This window comes from Bradyrhizobium sp. CB1717 (genome assembly GCF_029714325.1).
Classification (GTDB): Bacteria; Pseudomonadota; Alphaproteobacteria; order Rhizobiales; family Xanthobacteraceae; genus Bradyrhizobium.
This window is the reverse complement of record NZ_CP121666.1, coordinates 2124890-2142261: the sequence shown is the minus strand read 5'-3', so window position 1 is coordinate 2142261 and position 17372 is coordinate 2124890. Positions and strand designations below refer to the sequence as shown.

The 17372-nt window shown below is 63.8% G+C and carries 15 protein-coding genes; 8 read left to right on the top strand and 7 right to left on the bottom strand.

Annotation, left to right across the window (positions count from 1 at the left end):
- Positions 1 to 141: 141 nt before the first annotated feature.
- On the top strand, positions 142 to 1287 hold the full coding sequence (locus tag QA649_RS10175) for an alpha/beta hydrolase (protein ID WP_283024057.1): 1146 nt from the start codon (positions 142 to 144) through the stop codon (positions 1285 to 1287).
- Between the two features lie 3 nt (positions 1288 to 1290).
- Here QA649_RS10175 and QA649_RS10170 read toward each other — a convergent pair whose 3' ends face one another.
- Positions 1291 to 2106, bottom strand: coding sequence for a response regulator transcription factor (locus QA649_RS10170; RefSeq protein ID WP_026312371.1), 816 nt, complete (start codon positions 2104 to 2106; stop codon positions 1291 to 1293).
- Between the two features lie 298 nt (positions 2107 to 2404).
- Between QA649_RS10170 and QA649_RS10165 the strand changes: the two genes are divergently transcribed.
- Positions 2405 to 3562, top strand: coding sequence for an acyltransferase (locus QA649_RS10165; RefSeq protein WP_283024056.1), 1158 nt, complete (start codon positions 2405 to 2407; stop codon positions 3560 to 3562).
- A gap of 93 nt (positions 3563 to 3655) precedes the next feature.
- Positions 3656 to 4504 carry an MBL fold metallo-hydrolase gene (locus QA649_RS10160; RefSeq protein ID WP_283024055.1) on the top strand — a complete coding sequence of 283 codons (849 nt, stop codon included), beginning with the start codon at positions 3656 to 3658 and terminating at the stop codon, positions 4502 to 4504.
- Between the two features lie 11 nt (positions 4505 to 4515).
- Here QA649_RS10160 and QA649_RS10155 read toward each other — a convergent pair whose 3' ends face one another.
- From QA649_RS10155 to QA649_RS10135, 5 genes are all read right to left on the bottom strand, one after another.
- Complete coding sequence (locus QA649_RS10155; RefSeq protein ID WP_283024054.1) at positions 4516 to 5406, bottom strand: aldose 1-epimerase family protein; 891 nt, start codon at positions 5404 to 5406, stop codon at positions 4516 to 4518.
- 131 nt (positions 5407 to 5537) lie between these two features.
- Positions 5538 to 6854: a UDP-glucose/GDP-mannose dehydrogenase family protein gene (locus QA649_RS10150; RefSeq protein ID WP_283024053.1), complete on the bottom strand. Its 1317-nt coding sequence runs from the start codon at positions 6852 to 6854 to the stop codon at positions 5538 to 5540.
- Between the two features lie 175 nt (positions 6855 to 7029).
- Positions 7030 to 7980 carry a GDP-L-fucose synthase gene (locus QA649_RS10145; RefSeq protein WP_283024052.1) on the bottom strand — a complete coding sequence of 317 codons (951 nt, stop codon included), beginning with the start codon at positions 7978 to 7980 and terminating at the stop codon, positions 7030 to 7032.
- Entirely contained in the window at positions 7952 to 9022 is a 1071-nt protein-coding gene (gmd, locus tag QA649_RS10140) for a GDP-mannose 4,6-dehydratase (protein WP_283024051.1), read from the bottom strand. Before gmd ends, QA649_RS10145 begins: the two co-directional genes overlap by 29 nt.
- Before the next feature lie 166 nt (positions 9023 to 9188).
- A complete protein-coding gene (locus tag QA649_RS10135) occupies positions 9189 to 10217 on the bottom strand; it encodes an NAD-dependent epimerase (protein ID WP_283024050.1) in 1029 nt (342 codons plus the stop codon).
- A 278-nt stretch (positions 10218 to 10495) separates the two neighbouring features.
- Between QA649_RS10135 and QA649_RS10130 the strand changes: the two genes are divergently transcribed.
- Positions 10496 to 11611, top strand: a complete 1116-nt coding sequence (locus QA649_RS10130) for a glycosyltransferase family 1 protein (protein ID WP_283026004.1) — start codon at positions 10496 to 10498, stop codon at positions 11609 to 11611.
- Positions 11612 to 11693: 82 nt separating this feature from the next.
- Entirely contained in the window at positions 11694 to 12854 is a 1161-nt protein-coding gene (locus tag QA649_RS10125; protein ID WP_283024049.1) for a glycosyltransferase, read from the top strand.
- An 11-nt stretch (positions 12855 to 12865) separates the two neighbouring features.
- Here the strand turns inward: QA649_RS10125 and QA649_RS10120 are convergent, their stop codons facing one another.
- A complete protein-coding gene (locus QA649_RS10120; protein WP_260385655.1) occupies positions 12866 to 13009 on the bottom strand; it encodes a hypothetical protein in 144 nt (47 codons plus the stop codon).
- A 551-nt stretch (positions 13010 to 13560) separates the two neighbouring features.
- Here QA649_RS10120 and QA649_RS10115 point away from each other — a divergent pair.
- The 3 genes from QA649_RS10115 (at position 13561) to QA649_RS10105 (ending at position 17347) form a co-directional block, all read left to right on the top strand.
- Positions 13561 to 14664 (top strand): polysaccharide biosynthesis/export family protein, encoded by a 1104-nt coding sequence (locus tag QA649_RS10115; RefSeq protein WP_283024048.1) that lies wholly within the window; start codon positions 13561 to 13563, stop codon positions 14662 to 14664.
- 112 nt (positions 14665 to 14776) lie between these two features.
- Positions 14777 to 16117: a hypothetical protein gene (locus QA649_RS10110; RefSeq protein ID WP_283024047.1), complete on the top strand. Its 1341-nt coding sequence runs from the start codon at positions 14777 to 14779 to the stop codon at positions 16115 to 16117.
- 33 nt (positions 16118 to 16150) lie between these two features.
- On the top strand, positions 16151 to 17347 hold the full coding sequence (locus tag QA649_RS10105) for a glycosyltransferase family 4 protein (RefSeq protein ID WP_283024046.1): 1197 nt from the start codon (positions 16151 to 16153) through the stop codon (positions 17345 to 17347).
- Positions 17348 to 17372: the final 25 nt, after the last annotated feature.

Genomic DNA, 17372 nt, shown 5'->3' with positions numbered 1-17372 from the left:
TGAATGATCCTCGTCTTGTCGTGAGTGCGGGACACCATAGCATCGGCCGGACCGCCGCCAAATGCACAACACGCGCGAGGGGCTGGCCGTTCCTGAGATCATGCTATGGTCTTTCAGATCGGGGCTTTTTCGAGTCGGGGCATGACGACGCTGTTTCACAGGCTCTTGGTTGTTCTGATGGCCTGGCTCGTGATGGCCGGCATCTTGCCCAATGCGATGGCTGCGGAATTCTACACAGAGGATCTGCGCATCCCGATGGCGGAGGCCGGGGCGCAGGGGCTGGAGGCGTTCCTGGTTCGCCCCGCGGGGACAAAGCGCTATCCGCTGGCGCTGCTCAGCCACGGTTCGCCGCGCAAGTTCGAGGATCGCGCGACGATGTCGGCGCACAAGTATTACGGCATCGCGCTGGAATATGCCCGGCGCGGCTTTGCCGCGCTGATCGTGATGCGGCGCGGCTACGGCACATCACCCGGCGGCCGCGTCGACAGCGTCGGCGGCTGCGCCAATGCCGCCTATTTGCCGGCGGCGGCGGTTGCGGTTGCCGACTTGCGCGCGGCGATCGATGCGATGGCACGTCGGACCGACGTCACCACGTCAGGCATGATCGCGGCGGGCCATTCCGCCGGCGGGCTCGCCACCGTCGCGCTGACCGCGCAGGCACCAAGCGGCCTCGTCGCCGCGATCAGCTTCGCCGGCGGCCGCGGCTCGCGCGACGACGACGACGTCTGCAACGAGGATGGGCTGGTGCAGGCCTTCGCCAGCTTCGGCAAGACCTCGCGCGTGCCGATGCTGTGGGTCTACGCGACCAACGACAACTTCTTCGGTCCCGATCTCGCGCGCCGGCTCTATGACGGGTTTCGCGGCAATGGCGGCACCGCAAAATTCGTCGCAGCGCCGGCCTACGGCGACGATGGACACTATCTCTATTCCGTGGCCGGCCGCCCGCAATGGACGCCGTATGTGGACACGTTCCTGCGCGAGCGCGGGCTGAACCACGACATCCTGAGCCCGCCCGATCCGCTGCCTCCGCCGGGCCGGCTCAACGAGGCCGCGCGCGCCGAGTTCGCGCGCTATCTCGCCAGCACGCTGCCGCACAAGGCGTTTGCGGTGTCGCCGAACGGCGGCTACGGCTGGCGTTCGGGGCGCGCCACCGCCGACGAGGCCCAGCGCGATTCGCTCGCCGCCTGCCTGAAATGGTCGCCGACCTGCACGCTCTATGCGGTCGACGACCGGCTGGCCGGGCCTGCGCAGAAGGCATCGGCGGACCAGAGCGCCCGCGCGCGATAGGGGCTAGGGCCGTTCGCTGAGTGCGAGCTTGTAGCCGACGCCGGTGACGGTCGCGATGACCGGCGTGCCGCTGCCGACGAGCTTGCGGCGCAGCCGCGCCACCAGCGCATCGACGGTGCGGATGTCGACCTCGGCCTGGCGGTTGCTGACGACTTCGATCAGATAGTCGCGGCTGAGCGGCCGACCGTCGGCGCCGACCAATGCGGCGAGCAGGTCGAATTCGGCGCGCGTCAGCGCCACCGGCTTGCCGTCCGCGCCGAGCAGCTCGCGCCGCGTCAGGTCGATGATCCAGTCGCCGAAGGCGATCGAATTGTGGTTGCGCGCCGCCTTGCGGTCGATCGAGCGCCGCCGCAGCACGCTGCGCGCGCGCGCGAGCAGGTCGCGCAAATTGATCGGCTTGGTGACGTAATGATCGCCCGCGATCTCGAGGCCGAGGATGCGATCCACATCGGTGTCGCGGCGGGTCACGAAGATGATGCCCGCATTGCTGGTCGCCTGGATCTCCTTGGCGAGCTCGAAGCCGTCGCCGTCGGGCAGCTGCACGTCGAGGAAGACGAGATCGGTGCGCGAGCGCAGCGCCTGGCGGCACTCCGCAACGGAGCCGGCACCGACCACGTCGAAATTGTTGTCGTTGAAATAGCCGACCAGCATGGTCCGCGTTACCGGATCGTCTTCGACCACGATCAGCCGCTCACGGCCTGCGGGACGCAAGTCCTGACGTGCGGAATCAGCCACGATGTTGGATGTCCTGTGTGCGGGCGCCCCGGCCTGAAAAGTCACGCCGTCGCGCAACGCATTGTCTTGTGAACGTACATTCACAGCTGGTTCGAGCCCCCGAAATTGCCTGCCGAATATTAGGCGTGTTGTGCTGCCCAAACAATATTGGTCACAGTGTTGGCGCATTAAGTATGAATTGCCCCACACTTCTCATCCGATGCATCATTATGCCGACATGGCTCGCGCCGGCGCCCGCGGTGCCAGCTCGACAGCGCCAATCCCGTACATCCGCCTGCGGATTCAACCGCCGGTTAACGTAAAGAAAGCCTTCGGCTTCGGGAAAGCCGGCCGGGCCTCTATGGTCCCGCCTGCAGATGGGAAACCCGAAGGAGCAGGCGTGATGCAGGGGCAGCCCCGGCCGGTTGCCGGTCGAACCGAGAGAGCCGCAGCGCCCTTCGGCCGTTCGCACAGCCTCGACTTCCTGCGCGGTCTTGCCATCGTCGGCGTGATGGCGATCCACGTTTCCCAATCTTTTCCATCGAACATCCGTGCCGTCGACTTCGCCTTCATGTGCGGCTGGACCGGCGTCAACGTGTTCTACTTCGTCAGCGCCATGACGATGTGCCTGATGTGGACGCAGCGCACGGAGACGAACCCGACGCGCAAGTTCTACATCCGCCGCTTCTTGCGCATCGCGCCGCTGTTCTGGCTCGCGATCCCGCTCTATCTCGCCGTCAACGGCACGGGCCCGAGCGCTAACGCGCCCAATGGCATCGGGCCGCTCCAGGTGATCCTGACCGCAACGTTCCTGCACGGCTTCTGGCCGGACAGCGTCAACAGCGTCGTGCCGGGCGACTGGTCGATCGCCGCGGAGATGACGTTTTATCTCATCTTCCCGCTCCTGATCACCGCGTTCGGCGCGCGCCGCCACTTCTATCTCGGGCTGGCGATCGTGCTGCATCTCGTCAATGTCTGCCTGTTCAAGCCGTTCGCCTTTGCGCTGTTCTCGGCCTATTACGGACCGGGACACGAAGCCTTCGTCTGGAACGCGCTGCATATCAGCTTCCTGAACCAGCTTCCGGTCTTCCTCGTCGGCTGCGCACTGTTCTTCGCGCTGCGCGACGGCTTTGCGAAGTCGGACGCCGCGATCTTCGCCCTCTTCATCGCGCTGTCCCTCATCGCGGATCGCGCCACCGGCTCTCATGAGTTCAACTATCTGATGATCAACCTCGTGCTCGGCGCGCTGGTTGCCGGCTGCATTCGCCTGGCGATCCGCTGGTCGCCGATCGAGGCGCTCGGCCGCAATTCCTATTCGATGTACCTGTCGCATTTCGCCGTGATTTACGGCCTGCGCCAGGTCTGGCCGCTCGCGGACGGGCTGGTCTCGCTGCTCATCGCCTATGCCGTCACCGCCGCGCTCAGCTACCTCGTCGCGCGCGCGACCTGGCAGCTGATCGAACGGCGCGCGCAGGATCTCGCGCATCGTCTGACGACCGCGGGCTCCGGCAGCTCAGCCAGGCGGCTTGACATCGCCGCCTCTGCGACAGCCATGCGTTGAACGCTCCTGTCTCCATGCTCGGCGGCCTGTGCGGCTTGCCTCGCTGCCCGCTTCGACTCTACTGTGAAGGATCGTCACGCTGGAGTAGCCGCCATGGAAGTCATATTGCTCGGCACCGGCGGCCCGCGCCCGGACCCGCGCCGGATGGCGACGACCACGCTGATCAGGCTCGGCGAGGAGAACATCCTGTTCGACGCTGGCCGCGGCGTCATGGTGCAGCTCCACAAGGCCGGCGTGCCGCTCGGCGCCATCGACACGGTCTTTCTCACCCATCACCACTTCGACCACATCGGCGACCTCTACGACGTGATGCTGAATTCATGGATGCATGGGCGCAAGGACGAGCTGCGCATCTTTGGGCCGCCCGATACCGAACGGCTGGTCAACACACTGGTCACGCAGGTCTACGACAAGGACATCGCCTGGCGCGATCAGGGCGAGCCGACCTTCGGCGGCTGGAAGCCGGTCGTCGCAACGGACATCATTCCGGGCCGCGTTCTCGACACCGGCCGCTGGAAGGTCAGCGCCGAGCTCGTCTCGCATGGCGACGGCCTCGACATGTCGCCGGCGTTCCTGGCGCGCTGGATGTGTCTCGGCTACCGCTTCGAGGCGGAGGGGAAAGTCATCGCGATCTCCGGCGACACGGTCCCCTGCCCCGGTCTCGAGCGGCTGGCTGAGGGCGCAGATCTGCTCGTCCAGGTCTGCTTTCTCGCAACGCCCGAGATCAACAACGAACACTTCCGGCGGCTAGCGAAATACACACTCGCCTGCGGCGATACGGTCGGCAAGGTCGCGGCCAAGGCTGGCGTGAAGAAGCTCGCGCTGACCCATCACCGGCCCCGCACCGACGATGCCATGCTGAACGCGCTGCTCGCGGATGTGCGACAAGACTATTCGGGTCCGGTCGTGATCGGCGAGGACCTGACGCGGATCGAGGTCTGAGGACGCCGATCTCAGGATGATGCGACGTCGATCCGGAACGACAAGCGCTCTTCCGCGCCAGGCGCGATATGCATTAGGCCGGGTTTGTCGCTGAACTCGCCGTCGAAGCCGGCGGGGCTGGCATGGCCGCGCCAAGGCTCGATGCAGAGGAACGGCGCACCCGACGGTTTCGACCAGACACCGAGCTCGCGAAAACCCTGCCAGGACATCTTGAGCCGGGGCCCGGTCGATGTGCTCGCGCCTGCGGCAAAGCGAACCGCGTTGCTCTCGATCCGGTCGAAGATGATGGCGTCGTCGACGAACAGGGATTCGGACAGAGGCAGCACCGTGTCTTTGACGGGGGTTGCCTCCGCCGCCGCGCACAGCAGGCCGCCGTCGAGACGACGGATCGGAGACGACTCTGGCTTCGAGAAGGTCAGCGCATAGCTTTCCTTGGACACACCGGGCTGAAGCGGCCAGTTGAAGGCGGGATGGCCGCCGAGCGACGCCGGCAGGATTTCCTTGCCGGTGTTCGCAACCGTAAGCGAGAGATCGAGACCGGTCTCGTCGATCGTGTAGATGGCGGTCAGGCGGAACGCGAACGGATAGAGCGCGCGCGTCGCTGCGCTGTCTTCGAGCACCAGCACGCAACGGTGCTCACTGCGCTCCGCCCACTGGAAGCGGCTGTCGCGCGCAAAACCGTGCTGGGTCATCCGATAGGTCTTGCCCTTGTGCCGCAATTCGTCATTGGCGAGACGCCCGACGATCGGAAACAGCAGCGGCGCGTGGCGCGGCCAGGCCGGTTCGGCCTGCCAGACGAATTCGACGCCGGCCTCGTTCCTCAGCGAGCACATTTCAGCGCCCTGCGCCTTGATGGTCGCGGTCAGCCCGCCGCTGCGGATCGTATGCGTGTCGTCGGTCATGACAATCTCCATGGCGGCAGCGAGGCTGACGGGCCAAGGCGCGGCCTGATGCGGCCGCATCATATCGCACCAGAGACGATTTCGCCCGCCCCAGGACGAGGCGGGCGAAGCTCGAACTTCAAACGGCTCGCTTAAGCCTGCGCCGGCGGGCGGCCGACGCTCTCGTAGGTGAAGCCGGCGGCCGCCATCTCTTCGGGGCGATAGATGTTGCGGAGGTCGACCACGACGGGCTGCGCCATGGTCGCCTTCAGCCGGTCGAGATCGAGCGCGCGGAACTGCACCCACTCGGTGACGATGACGAGGGCATCGGCGCCTTGCGCGCAGGAATAGGCGTCCTCGCAATAGGTGATGTTGGGCAGCTCAGCCTTCGCCTGCTCCATGCCGACGGGATCGAACGCCTTCACGTTCGCGCCCATGTCGATCAGGCCGGTGACGAGTGGGATCGACGGCGCATCGCGCATGTCGTCGGTGTCGGGCTTGAAGGTCAGGCCGAGCACGGCGATGGTCTTGCCGCGCAAGCCTCCGCCGAGCGCCTGACTCACTTTCCGCGCCATGGCGCGCTTGCGGTTCTCGTTCACGGCAAGCACGGATTCGACGATGCGCAAGGACACGTCGTAGTCCTGCGCGATCTTGATCAGCGCCTTGGTGTCCTTCGGGAAGCACGAGCCGCCGAAGCCGGGACCGGCATGCAGGAACTTGGTGCCGATGCGGTTGTCGAGGCCAATGCCGCGCGCGACCTCCTGCACGTTGGCGCCGACCTTCTCCGAGAGGTCCGCGATCTCGTTGATGAAGGTGATCTTGGTCGCGAGAAAGGCGTTCGCGGCGTATTTGATCATCTCCGCGGTGCGGCGCGCCGTGAACATCAGCGGCGCCTGGTTCAGCGACAGCGGGCGATAGATGTCGCCCATCACCTTGCGGCCGCGCTCGTCCGAGGTGCCGACCACGACGCGGTCGGGGAACTTGAAGTCGCGGATCGCCGCACCCTCGCGCAGGAATTCGGGGTTGGAGGCGACCACGACGTCCGCCTTCGGGTTGGTCTCGCGGATGATGCGCTCGACCTCGTCGCCGGTGCCGACGGGCACGGTCGACTTCGTCACCACGACGGTGAAGCCGGTCAGCGACTGCGCGATCTCTTTCGCGGCGGCATAGACGTAGGACAGGTCGGCGTGACCGTCGCCGCGGCGCGAGGGCGTGCCGACCGCGATGAACACGGCGTCCGCATCGGCGACCGGCTTCGACAGGTCAGTGGTGAAGTCGAGCCGCTTGGCCTTGACGTTGGTTGCGACCAGCTCGTCGAGGCCGGGCTCGTAGATCGGGATCTCGCCGCGGTGCAGGGCCGCGATCTTCCTCTCGTCCTTGTCGACGCAGGTGACGTCGTGACCGAAATCCGCAAAGCAGGCTCCGGACACCAGTCCCACATAGCCCGTTCCGATCATCGCGATTCGCATGAAAAACTCTTTCCGTTGAAGACGGATGTTCCACTGAACACCCTAGACCATTTCTCTATCAGGCCGCACGCACAACATTAGGGCAGGTTGCATCGCACAGCGAATAATCCTTAGCCGCCGCGCGTGACAGGAATTGCGGACATCCTCTGAAATACGGAACATGCAATTGTGCATTCTACGTATGCGAGAGATACGCCGCATATGCGCGCGTCAGGCCGTCGTGAAGCGACGTCGTCGCGCGCCAGCCGAGTTTTGCCAGACGGCTGACGTCGAGCAACTTGCGCGGGGTGCCGTCGGGCCGCGACGTGTCGAAAGAGATCTCACCGCTGTAGCCGACGATGTCGGCGACGAGGCGCGCGAATTCGGCGATGGCGATGTCCTCGCCGGTGCCGATGTTGACCAGTTCCGCGCTGGAATAGGTCTTCATCAGGTGCACGCAGGCATCTGCCATGTCGTCGACATAGAGGAACTCGCGCCGCGGCGTGCCGGTGCCCCAGACCACGACGCTCTTCGCGCCCGACACCTTGGCCTCGTGGAAGCGGCGGATCAGGGCGGCGACGACGTGGCTCATTTCGGGGTGATAATTGTCGCCGGGGCCGTAGAGATTGGTCGGCATCACGCTGATGAAATCGCAGCCGTATTGGCTGCGATAGGCCTCCACCATCTTGATGCCCGCGATCTTGGCGATCGCATAGGGCTCGTTGGTCGGCTCCAGCGGGCCTGTCAGCACCGAGTCCTCGCGCAGCGGCTGCGGCGCCAGCTTCGGATAGATGCAGGAGGAGCCCAGGAACATCAGCTTCTCCGTGTCGTTCCGATGCGCGGCCTGGATCACGTTCGCGGCGATCGCGATGTTGTCGTAGATGAACTCGGCGCGCAGCGTATCATTGGCGACGATGCCGCCGACCTTTGCGGCGGCAAGGAACACCACCTGCGGCCGCACCCTTGCGAACCAGTCGAACACCGCGGCCTGGTTGCGCAGATCGACCTCGCCCCTGGCCACCGTGACGAGCTGGACGTCCTCCGCTCCGAGCCGGCGCACGAGCGCGCTGCCGACCATGCCGCGATGGCCGGCGACGTAGACGCTCTTGCCCCTCAGCTCAAACGCTGTGTTGGCCACGGCCTGCATCCCGCTTCGCCTCGGCCAGATCGCTTCTCATCATCTCCGCGACGAGCTCCGCAAACGTCCGCTTCGGCGTCCAGCCGAGCACCTCGCGCGCCTTGCTGGCATCGCCGATCAGGAGATCGACCTCGGTCGGGCGGAAATAGGTCGGATCGATCTTCACGACCGTCTTGCCGCTCTTCTCGTCGATGCCGGTTTCCTCGACGCCCTTGCCGCGCCAGACGATGCGGCGGCCGACCTGCGCGAACGACAGCTCGACCATCTCGCGCACCGAGTGCATCTCGCCGGTGGCGAGCACGAAATCATCCGGCTTGTCGGCCTGCAGGATCTTGTGCATGCCCTCGACGTAATCCCTGGCATGGCCCCAGTCGCGCTTCGCCTCGAGATTGCCGAGATAGAGCGTGTCTTCCAGACCCATCTCGATGCGCGACACGCCGCGCGTGATCTTGCGCGTCACAAACGTCTCGCCGCGGATCGGGCTCTCATGGTTGAACAGGATGCCGTTGGACGCGAACATGCCGTAGGCTTCGCGGTAGTTCACCGTGATCCAGTAGCCGTAGAGCTTGGCGACGCCATAAGGCGAGCGCGGATAGAACGGCGTCGTCTCCTTCTGCGGAATCTCCTGCACGAGACCGTAGAGCTCGGAAGTCGAGGCCTGGTAGAACCGCGTCTCCTTCTCCATGCCGAGGATGCGGATCGCCTCCAGCAGGCGCAGCACGCCGAGGGCGTCGGCGTTCGCAGTGTATTCCGGGCTCTCGAAGCTGACGGCGACGTGGCTTTGCGCGGCGAGATTGTAGATCTCTGTGGGGCGGATCTGCTGCACCAGGCGGATCAGATTGGTCGAATCCGTCATGTCGCCATAGTGCATCAGGAACGGCACGTTGCCGACATGCGGGTCCTGGTAGAGATGGTCGACGCGGGCCGTGTTGAACGAGGACGAGCGCCGCTTGATGCCGTGCACGACATAGCCGAGCGACAGCAGATATTCGGCGAGATAGGCGCCGTCCTGGCCGGTCACGCCGGTGATGAGAGCGATCCGCTCAGCCATGATCCGCTCAGCTTTGGGCCTGCGCCAGGTTCCGGGTCAAAAGGGGTTCGGAGGACGGATAACCACCGTTCGCGCCCGCTGACAAGGTCACCGGCGGCCAAAAGCGCAAGAACCACCGTAAAGCCGGGCGTCACGGGCGGCACGCAAGGTGCCGCCGATCGCGGAATCAGAGGCCGTGATACCCGCGGTACCATTCGACGAAGCGGCCGAGGCCGTCTGCAATCGACGTCGACGGCGAGAAACCGACGTCGCGCTGGAGGGCGGAGATGTCGGCGCGCGTCTCCAGCACGTCGCCGGCCTGCATCGGCAGCAACTGGCGGATCGCGGGCTTGCCGATGATCTTCTCCAGCGTCTCGACGAACTCGATCAGATTGACCGAGCGGTTGTTGCCGATGTTGTAGACGCGATACGGCGCATAGCTCGACGAATTTTCCGGCTGCTCCGCGTTCCACGCAGGATTCGGCGCCGCGGGCCGGTCGAGCGTGCGGATCACACCTTCGACGATGTCGTCGACATAGGTGAAGTCGCGCCACATGTCGCCGTTATTGAAGATCTTGATCGGCTCATTGGCGAAGATCGCGCGCGTGAACAGCCAGGCGGCCATGTCGGGCCGGCCCCACGGACCGTAGACGGTGAAGAAGCGAAGGCCGGTCACCGGCAGCTTGTGAACATGCGCGAACGTGTGCGCCATCAGCTCGTTCGCCTTCTTGCTCGCGGCGTAAAGGCTGACCGGGTGGTTCACCGAATGCTCGGTCGAATACGGCAAGGTGCGGTTGGCACCGTAGACGGAGCTCGACGAAGCGTAGACGAGATGCTTGAGGCCATGGCGCCGGCCGGCCTCGAGCACGGTGACGAAGCCGTCGCAATTGGCGCGGATACTGGTGATGGGATCGTCGATCGACGCACGCACCCCGGGCTGCGCCGCCAGATGCACGACGCGGTCGGGCGAGACCTCGTCGAACACGCGCGTCACCGCGGCGAAATCAGCAAGATCGATCTCGTCAAATCTGAAACCCGGACGGTTCTCGAGCGTTGCAAGACGCGCACGCTTCAGCGCCGGATCGTAATACGGTGTGACTGCATCGATGCCAACGACCTGCTCGCCGCGCGCCAACAGCCGTTCACAAACGTGCATTCCGATAAAGCCGGCAGCACCGGTCACGATCACTGGCCGCAAAGTTGTCACCTCGTTCATTCCGCGCATGCAATGCCAGACCAGGACATGAGAGGCAAGGTTTGGACGATTGCGACAGTCATCAAATCAGGCGTCCATGTAAGCGCATCGAAATGTGTAGGAAACATGATGGCGCCATGCATCGTCGCATGCTATCGGCCTCGCGAAGATGCTCGGACGATAGCGCCAACTGTGCTACAGGTCATAGATCATCTCTTCGGCGCGAATGCTTAGTCTTGAGGCAACGCTCGCGCCAGACACTCACCAAGAACAAGTCCCCCACCAAGAAAAGATCGGCTTTGAAACTTTCCATCAACGGCAGGTTCCTGTCACAATCGCTTACGGGCGTGCAGCGCTACGCCGCCGAAATCGTCAAGGCGATGGACCGCTTGCTCGCGAGCGGAGAGGCTCCACGACAACTGGTGGACGCAGAGTGGCAGATTCTCGCGCCACCGAATGCCCAGACGCTTCCCGGTCTTCGCCGCATCAACGTCAAGCAGGTCGGATCGTTGCAGGGCCACGCGTGGGACCAGATCGACCTGGCGCGCGCAGCCGCCGGCACGCGCCTCATCAGCCTTGCCAATTCCGGCCCGGTGCTCCATCGCGACCATCTGGTCGTGATTCACGACGCGCAGGTTTTCAGGCGGCCGGACTTCTTCAGCTGGCGCTACCTCGCCTTGCATCGGACGCTCGACCATTTGCTGGCCCGCGCCGCAACGATCGCAACAGTTTCCGCATTTTCGCGCAACGAACTTGCCGAGGTGCTGTCGCTGGATCCCGCCGCGATCCCCGTCATTCCAAACAGCGCAGAGCACTTCGCGACCGTCGCGCCGGATTTCTCGATCATCGATCGACTGCGTCTTGCGCCCCACCAGTTCTTCCTCTTCGTCGGCTCGATGACGAAGAACAAGAATGTCGACACCGCCGTTCGCGCCGCCGAGCGGCTCGGCCGCGCCGATTTTCCGCTGGTGGTGGTCGGAGGCGACAACAGCAAGGTGTTTGGCGACAGCGCCACCGAATCGCGCACCGGCATCGTTGTCGCCGGCCGCCTGACGGACGAGGAAATCGCGGCGCTGTTCGCCCGGGCCGCGGCGTTCGTTTTTCCGAGCCTCTACGAGGGCTTCGGCATCCCTCCCCTGGAAGCGATGTACTTCGCCTGCCCGGTGATTGCGAGTTCCGCCGCGGCGGTGCGCGAGACTTGCGACGATGCCGCCGTCTATTTCGATCCGCTCGATGCGGACGGGCTGTCGGCGCGAATGCACGAAAGGATTGTACTCGGCAGGATTTCGCCTGCGGAACAGGAGAGGCAGCAAAAGCGCCTTGCGACATATTCCTGGGCCAAGTCGGCCGCAGCAATGCTCGAATTCCTCGCCAAACCGGCTCCGCAAACCGCATCGGGGCGCCTCGTACAATGAAGCGGCCCAAATATTGCTGCTTGGCGGCGCTAGATGTGTGTCCGCAAGATCCGGCGCCTGCAAGTCAAGGAAGGAATGACCGTTGTCCAGCGGCCTGAAAATTCTGCATGTCGCCGAGACGGTCAGAGGCGGCATCGCGACCTATCTCAACGAGTTGCATCCGCATCAGTGCGCCAGCTTCGGCCGCGGCAACGTCAACTATGTCGTTCCGTCCGACCATCGCGGCGATCTGGTGAACATCGAGGATGATGCCGTCACCACGTTTCCGCGCGAGGGCCGCAACGCGCTCGGCCTGTTTCGCATGCTGTTCGCGACGATGCGCGCGGTCCGGCAGCTGCGGCCCGACATCATCCATCTTCACTCCTCGTTCGCCGGGCTCGTGGTGCGCCCGGTGCTCTGGCTGACCTATCGGCGTTCGCGAATCGTCTATTGCCCGCACGGATGGGCGTTCGGCCGCGAGACCGGCCGCCTCAGCCGCGAGGTCACCAAGTTCACCGAGCTCGTGCTGTCGAAATTCACCCATCGCATCGTGTGCATCTCGGAGAGCGAGCGGACCGATGCCATGCAGGTCGGAATCGCGGCGAATCGCCTCGTTCTTGTGCACAACGGGATTTCCAGGCAGCGTCCCGTGCTCGACCAGAGCGCAGCGCCGTGGCGGTCGGAGAAGATCAAGGTCCTCTTCATCGGACGCCTCGACCGCCAGAAGGGGTACGACCTCCTGATCGAGGCCGCGCGCGCGCTCGGAAATACGCTCGACGTGCGTCTGATCGGCGCTTCGGTCGTCAGCAAATTCCACCGAAGCGACCTGCCAGCCAACGTGACATTTCTGGGCTGGATGAATCGCAACCAGATCGAGGCCGAGCTGGACCAGGCCGACATGGTCGCGATTCCCTCGCGCTGGGAGGCGTTTGGGCTGGTCGCGATCGAGGCAATGCGTGCGGCCAAACCGATCATCGCCTTCCGCATCGGCGCCCTGCCGGAAATCGTCGAAGACAGCGCGACGGGCGTACTCTGCGACGAAGTCTCGGCGGAAAAGCTGGCCGAAGGTTTTCAACGCGCGACGCGAATGGACCTGCCTGCGGTCGGCCGGGCCGGCTATGAGCGCTTCGCCCGCCTCTACGACATCGAGCAGACGCACCGGACCTTGAGTCAGGTCTATGCCGACGTCCTGCACATGCGCCAGAGCGAATCCGGGCAGCAGGCGAAGCTGCAGTCCGACCTTCCGAACAATCTACGACCGTGATGACCGGCCGATCAGGCCATGCGGCGGCCATCTTCCTGCGCGAACTCGCCGTCGGTCACCCGATTGTCGGAGAACGACCAGGCGATTGCGGACGCAACGATCATCGCGCAGGTGAGAAAGCCTGCTGCGAACAGCAGTGATCCGGTCTGCAACATCGTCTTCGCCTTCCCTGTTGTTTGACCGTGCAACTAGCCGGATCAGGATTAGGAAGACCTTACGGACGCCAGCGTGACGCCAGCTTCCGAATCTAAGCGTTAACGGAGGCGAAATCCCGCCGCAGAAATTTCCGCCGGCAGCCGATCACGAGAGCACTCGAACCATCGGCGCGCGTGCGACCAACAAGTTCGACAACAGCCTCAATCGTGACATTGATCCGACACGTGTACGTCTAGTTTGCAAACTGCTTATAAATCAGGAACCCGTCGCACAGATTTTGAACAGCCATCCTTACGTGAATCGCAGTTCGCAAGTGGCAATAAGGTCACAGCCATGAGTGCTTTACCATAAAGTCGAAGACGTAGCAGTGACTCAGCAGCACGGGATTTGTACGGTGTTTCCGATTTTAAATGAGTACGAGGGAATGGCGGTGGCTAAGACCGAACGTTTTTCTTTTGATTTCGGGATTAGCCGAATCCTGGCAGTTGCTGCGATCAGCGTATCCCTGGCGGGTTGCGCGGGCTTCATTCCCCTGGACGCTCCGGATGCCGTGGCCACGCAAACAAATGCCGCGCTCGTCACCGAGCCGTCGGCGCCGCTGTCCTACGCCCTGATGCCGGTCAATCCGGCGATCATGCAGGCGACCAATGCGTTCACGGACTCCTCCGGAATGGTGTTCTCGCGTCTTCCCGGCGGCAATTATCGCGACGTCACGATCGGCATCGGCGACATCGTCACCGTGACCGTGTACGAGGCCCAGGCCGGCGGCCTGTTCATTCCGCGCGAAGCGGGCGTGCGGCCGGGCAATTTCGTCGATATTCCGAGGCAGCAGGTCGACCAGTCCGGCAACATCAACATTCCCTACGCCGGATCGATCAAGGTCGCCGGGCTGACGCCGCGCGCCGTTTCGAACATCATCCGCGAGCGCCTCAAGGACCGCGCCATCGACCCGCAGGCCGTCGTCAGCGTCGCCGAACAGCGCGGCAACCAGATCAGCGTGCTCGGCGAAGTCAATTCGCCGCTACGCTTTCCGGTCGACCCGGGCGGCATTCGCCTGATGGGCGCGATCGCGCGCGCCGGCGGTCCCAAATATCCGTCCTATGAGAGCACGATCACGATCAAGCGCGAGGGCCGCACCTACAGCGAGTCGATGTCGTCGGTGGTGCACCACCCCGACCAGGACGCCCTGCTGGCGCCGGGCGACGTCGTCTTCCTGACCCGCATCCCGCGCGTCTACATGGTGTTCGGCGCGACGCCGTCGCCAGGTTCGATCGGCGGCACCAACAACCGCCGCTTCTCGTTCGAGAACGACAACATGTCGCTGGCTGAAGCCATCGCGAAGGCGGGCGGTCTCGACGCGGCACGCGCAGACTCCAAGTCCATCTACGTCTACCGGTTCGAGCCGAAGCCGCTGCTGCAGCAGATCGGCGTCGACGTCTCGCAGTTCCCGACCAAGACCGTTCCCGCCGTCTACAAGTTCGACATGAGCAAGCCGGACGGCTGGTTCCAGGCGGATACGTTCCGGATGCGCGACCATGACGTGATTTCGGTCGCGGAATCGCCGTCGATCGAATTCATCAAGCTCATGAACCCGCTGAACGCGGCAACCACCAATGCGGACAACATCAGCTCGGTGGTCGTGAACTCCAAATAGCCCAACTCAGCGCGCTCAATGACGAGCGCGCAGACAAGGTCGCCTCACCCCATTGGGGCCACACAAGAGGACTAGCCTTGTCGGGTTGACGCGAGCAGGAGTGGATACGAGCGTGACGGAGCAAAAGAGGAAACGCGCGACGCGTCGTTTCCGGACGCTGATATGTGGGCTCTGCGCCGCGGCCGGCCTCGTCTATCCTGCGAACGCGCAGAATGCGCAACCACTCGATCAGCGCTTCCTGCTGGGCGTCGGCACGCATCAGGGCCTCGGAGGCGTCACCAGCGCCCGCGGCTACGTGCCCGCCATCGCCATCAAGCAGATGAAGGAACTCGGGGTCACCTCGTTCCGGGACGACTTCCCCTGGTCGGATTTCGAGCTGCCCGGCAAGCGGCTCGGTTTCAATGCCCTGAACGGCCGCCTCGAGACCCAGATCAGGACCAGCGGCGGCATCCCGCTGCTCATTCTCGGCGCCGGTCATCATCTCGTCCCGAACTCCGATCCACCGACGACCGACGAAGCGCGCCAGCGATTCGTCGCCTACGCCGCGACCGCCGCGCAAGCGGTCGCGATGCGGCAGCCGATCTTCGAATTGTGGAACGAGTACAATCTGCGCGCGCGCGCAGAGCCGCAATTCACGGTCGAAAATTACGTGACGCTTGCCCGTCTGGTGCAGCCCGCGGTCAAGCAAGCGGCCCCCTCCGCGCCCTTCGTGATCGGCGCGCTCGGCGACGATCCCGGCTGGAAATTCACCGACGCGCTTCTGAAGACCGACGTGGCCCGCATCGCGGACGGCATGTCGATCCACATCTACAACCATTGCCTGCCGCCGGTCGGGCGCACCGCGACCGAAGCGATCGAACGGCTGGAAAACTTTCATCGGCGCGTCGCACAGGCGACCGGCAATCCCGACTATCCGATCTATCTGACCGAGACGGGATGGCCGACACCAAACGCGAAATGCGGCGTCAACGAGCAGCTGTCTGCCGACAACATGGCGCAGATGATCCTCTGGGCATCGACCGCAGGTCCCTGGCTCAAGGGAATATGGCTCTACGAGCTGAAGGACAGCGGGACGAAGCCGGGCGATCTCGAGGACAATTTCGGCATCTATCATTTCGACAATTCGCCGAAGCCCGCGGTGTGCTCCATTCGCGAAAGCTGGGCCTTCGTCCGCAACAGCCTGAAGGCGACGCGAACCACGCCGGCGCCGGGTGTCGTGCAGATCCGCAGCGAGAGCGGATCGGACACGAAATTGGCGCTGTGGTCGGAGAATCCGTCGAAGCGCTTCGAGGTTCGATTAAAAAATGCAGAAGCGAATGTCGAGATCGGCTATGTATGTCAGCAAGCGGCAAGTTCTGCGCCTGGCGCGTGGACGGCGTTGTCGACGACGCCGCTGCTTGTCAGCGTCAAGGGCTCGGCCGTGCCGGATTTCGAGATTCGGCCATCGAACTGACGCTGCGGCTGGCTGCTGAATCCGGGGCTCCCCTTGAAGATACTGATCGTTAACACGCTCTATCCGCCAGAAATCATCGGCGGTGCCGAAGTGTCCGTGTCGTTGCTGGCGGAAGCGCTGGTCCAGCGCGGTCATCAGGTTTCGGTGGTCTGCCTTCAAAACAAGCAGGATCGCAGCGTCGACGACATCAAGGGCGTGCGGGTGTATCGTGTGCCGCTGGACAACGACTACTGGCCGTTCAGCAACGACAGGAAGCCTTCTTCAGTCCAGCGTCTGAAGTGGCATCTTCAGGATACCTGGAACCGCAAGTCCGCGGCGCGCTTCGCCGAAATCCTCGACATCGAGAAACCGGAGGTCGTCCACACCAACAACCTCACCGGATTTTCGGTCTCGTTGTGGTCGGAGGCCAAGCGGCGCAACATCCGGATCGTACATACGCTGCGTGACTACTCCCTGCTCTGCAAGCGTTCGACCTTGTTTCGCGGAGACGCGACATGCACGCAGCGTTGCACGATGTGCGCGGCCATGACCTCGCCCTATCTGCTGGCCTCGCGCATGGTCGACGCGGTGGTCTCGAACAGCCAGTTCGTGCTCGACCAGCACACCAAGCTGAAATATTTCCCCGGCACCGACGGCCGCGTGATCTTCAACATTGCCGATCCGAGCTCGGTGGTGCCCTCACCGTCCTCGAGCTCGGACGATCTGATCTTCGGGTTTATCGGCCGGCTCGAGGCCGAAAAAGGTATCGAAGTAGTCCTAAAAGCCACCGAGCAGCTCCCCAACGAGGGGTGGCAGCTGAAAATTGCCGGAAAGGGGCTTGAGGACTACGTGCGGGCGCTCAAGAGCCGCAGCAGGGGCAACATCGAATGGCTCGGCTTTGCCCGGGCGGCCGAATTCTATGCCAGCATCGACGTCTGTCTGGTGAGCTCGGTCTGGCCGGAGCCGCTGCCGCGGACGTTGATCGAAAGCATCAACGCGGGCCGGACGACGATTTGTTCGACCGCGGGAGGGATTCCCGAGATCGCGGGGTTTTCCAATATGGTCGGGTCCTACGAGCCCAACGACCATAAGCGACTGGGAGAATTGATGCTGAAGGCCCTCAACGAGAGATCGCGCTGGAAGGTTGCGCGGCCTCCACAGCCGGGATTTGCCGAAAGGTTCTCGGCAGATTCGGTGACAGGACAATATTTGGACGTCTATTTGAATAACAATCGAACCAACCGGCAATAAGCCGAAACGGAGATTTCAGAAAGCC

Excerpts from the sequence above, each read along its gene's own strand:
- QA649_RS10145 (WP_283024052.1), bottom strand. The coding sequence starts at position 7,980 with ATGCAGGCCGTGGCCAACACAGCGTTTGAGCTGAGGGGCAAGAGCGTC.
- gmd (WP_283024051.1), bottom strand. The coding sequence starts at position 9,022 with ATGGCTGAGCGGATCGCTCTCATCACCGGCGTGACCGGCCAGGACGGC.
- QA649_RS10165 (WP_283024056.1), top strand. The coding sequence starts at position 2,405 with ATGCAGGGGCAGCCCCGGCCGGTTGCCGGTCGAACCGAGAGAGCCGCA.
- QA649_RS10160 (WP_283024055.1), top strand. The coding sequence starts at position 3,656 with ATGGAAGTCATATTGCTCGGCACCGGCGGCCCGCGCCCGGACCCGCGC.
- QA649_RS10150 (WP_283024053.1), bottom strand. The coding sequence starts at position 6,854 with ATGCGAATCGCGATGATCGGAACGGGCTATGTGGGACTGGTGTCCGGA.
- QA649_RS10175 (WP_283024057.1), top strand. The coding sequence starts at position 142 with ATGACGACGCTGTTTCACAGGCTCTTGGTTGTTCTGATGGCCTGGCTC.
- QA649_RS10155 (WP_283024054.1), bottom strand. The coding sequence starts at position 5,406 with ATGACCGACGACACGCATACGATCCGCAGCGGCGGGCTGACCGCGACC.
- QA649_RS10120 (WP_260385655.1), bottom strand. The coding sequence starts at position 13,009 with ATGTTGCAGACCGGATCACTGCTGTTCGCAGCAGGCTTTCTCACCTGC.
- QA649_RS10135 (WP_283024050.1), bottom strand. The coding sequence starts at position 10,217 with ATGAACGAGGTGACAACTTTGCGGCCAGTGATCGTGACCGGTGCTGCC.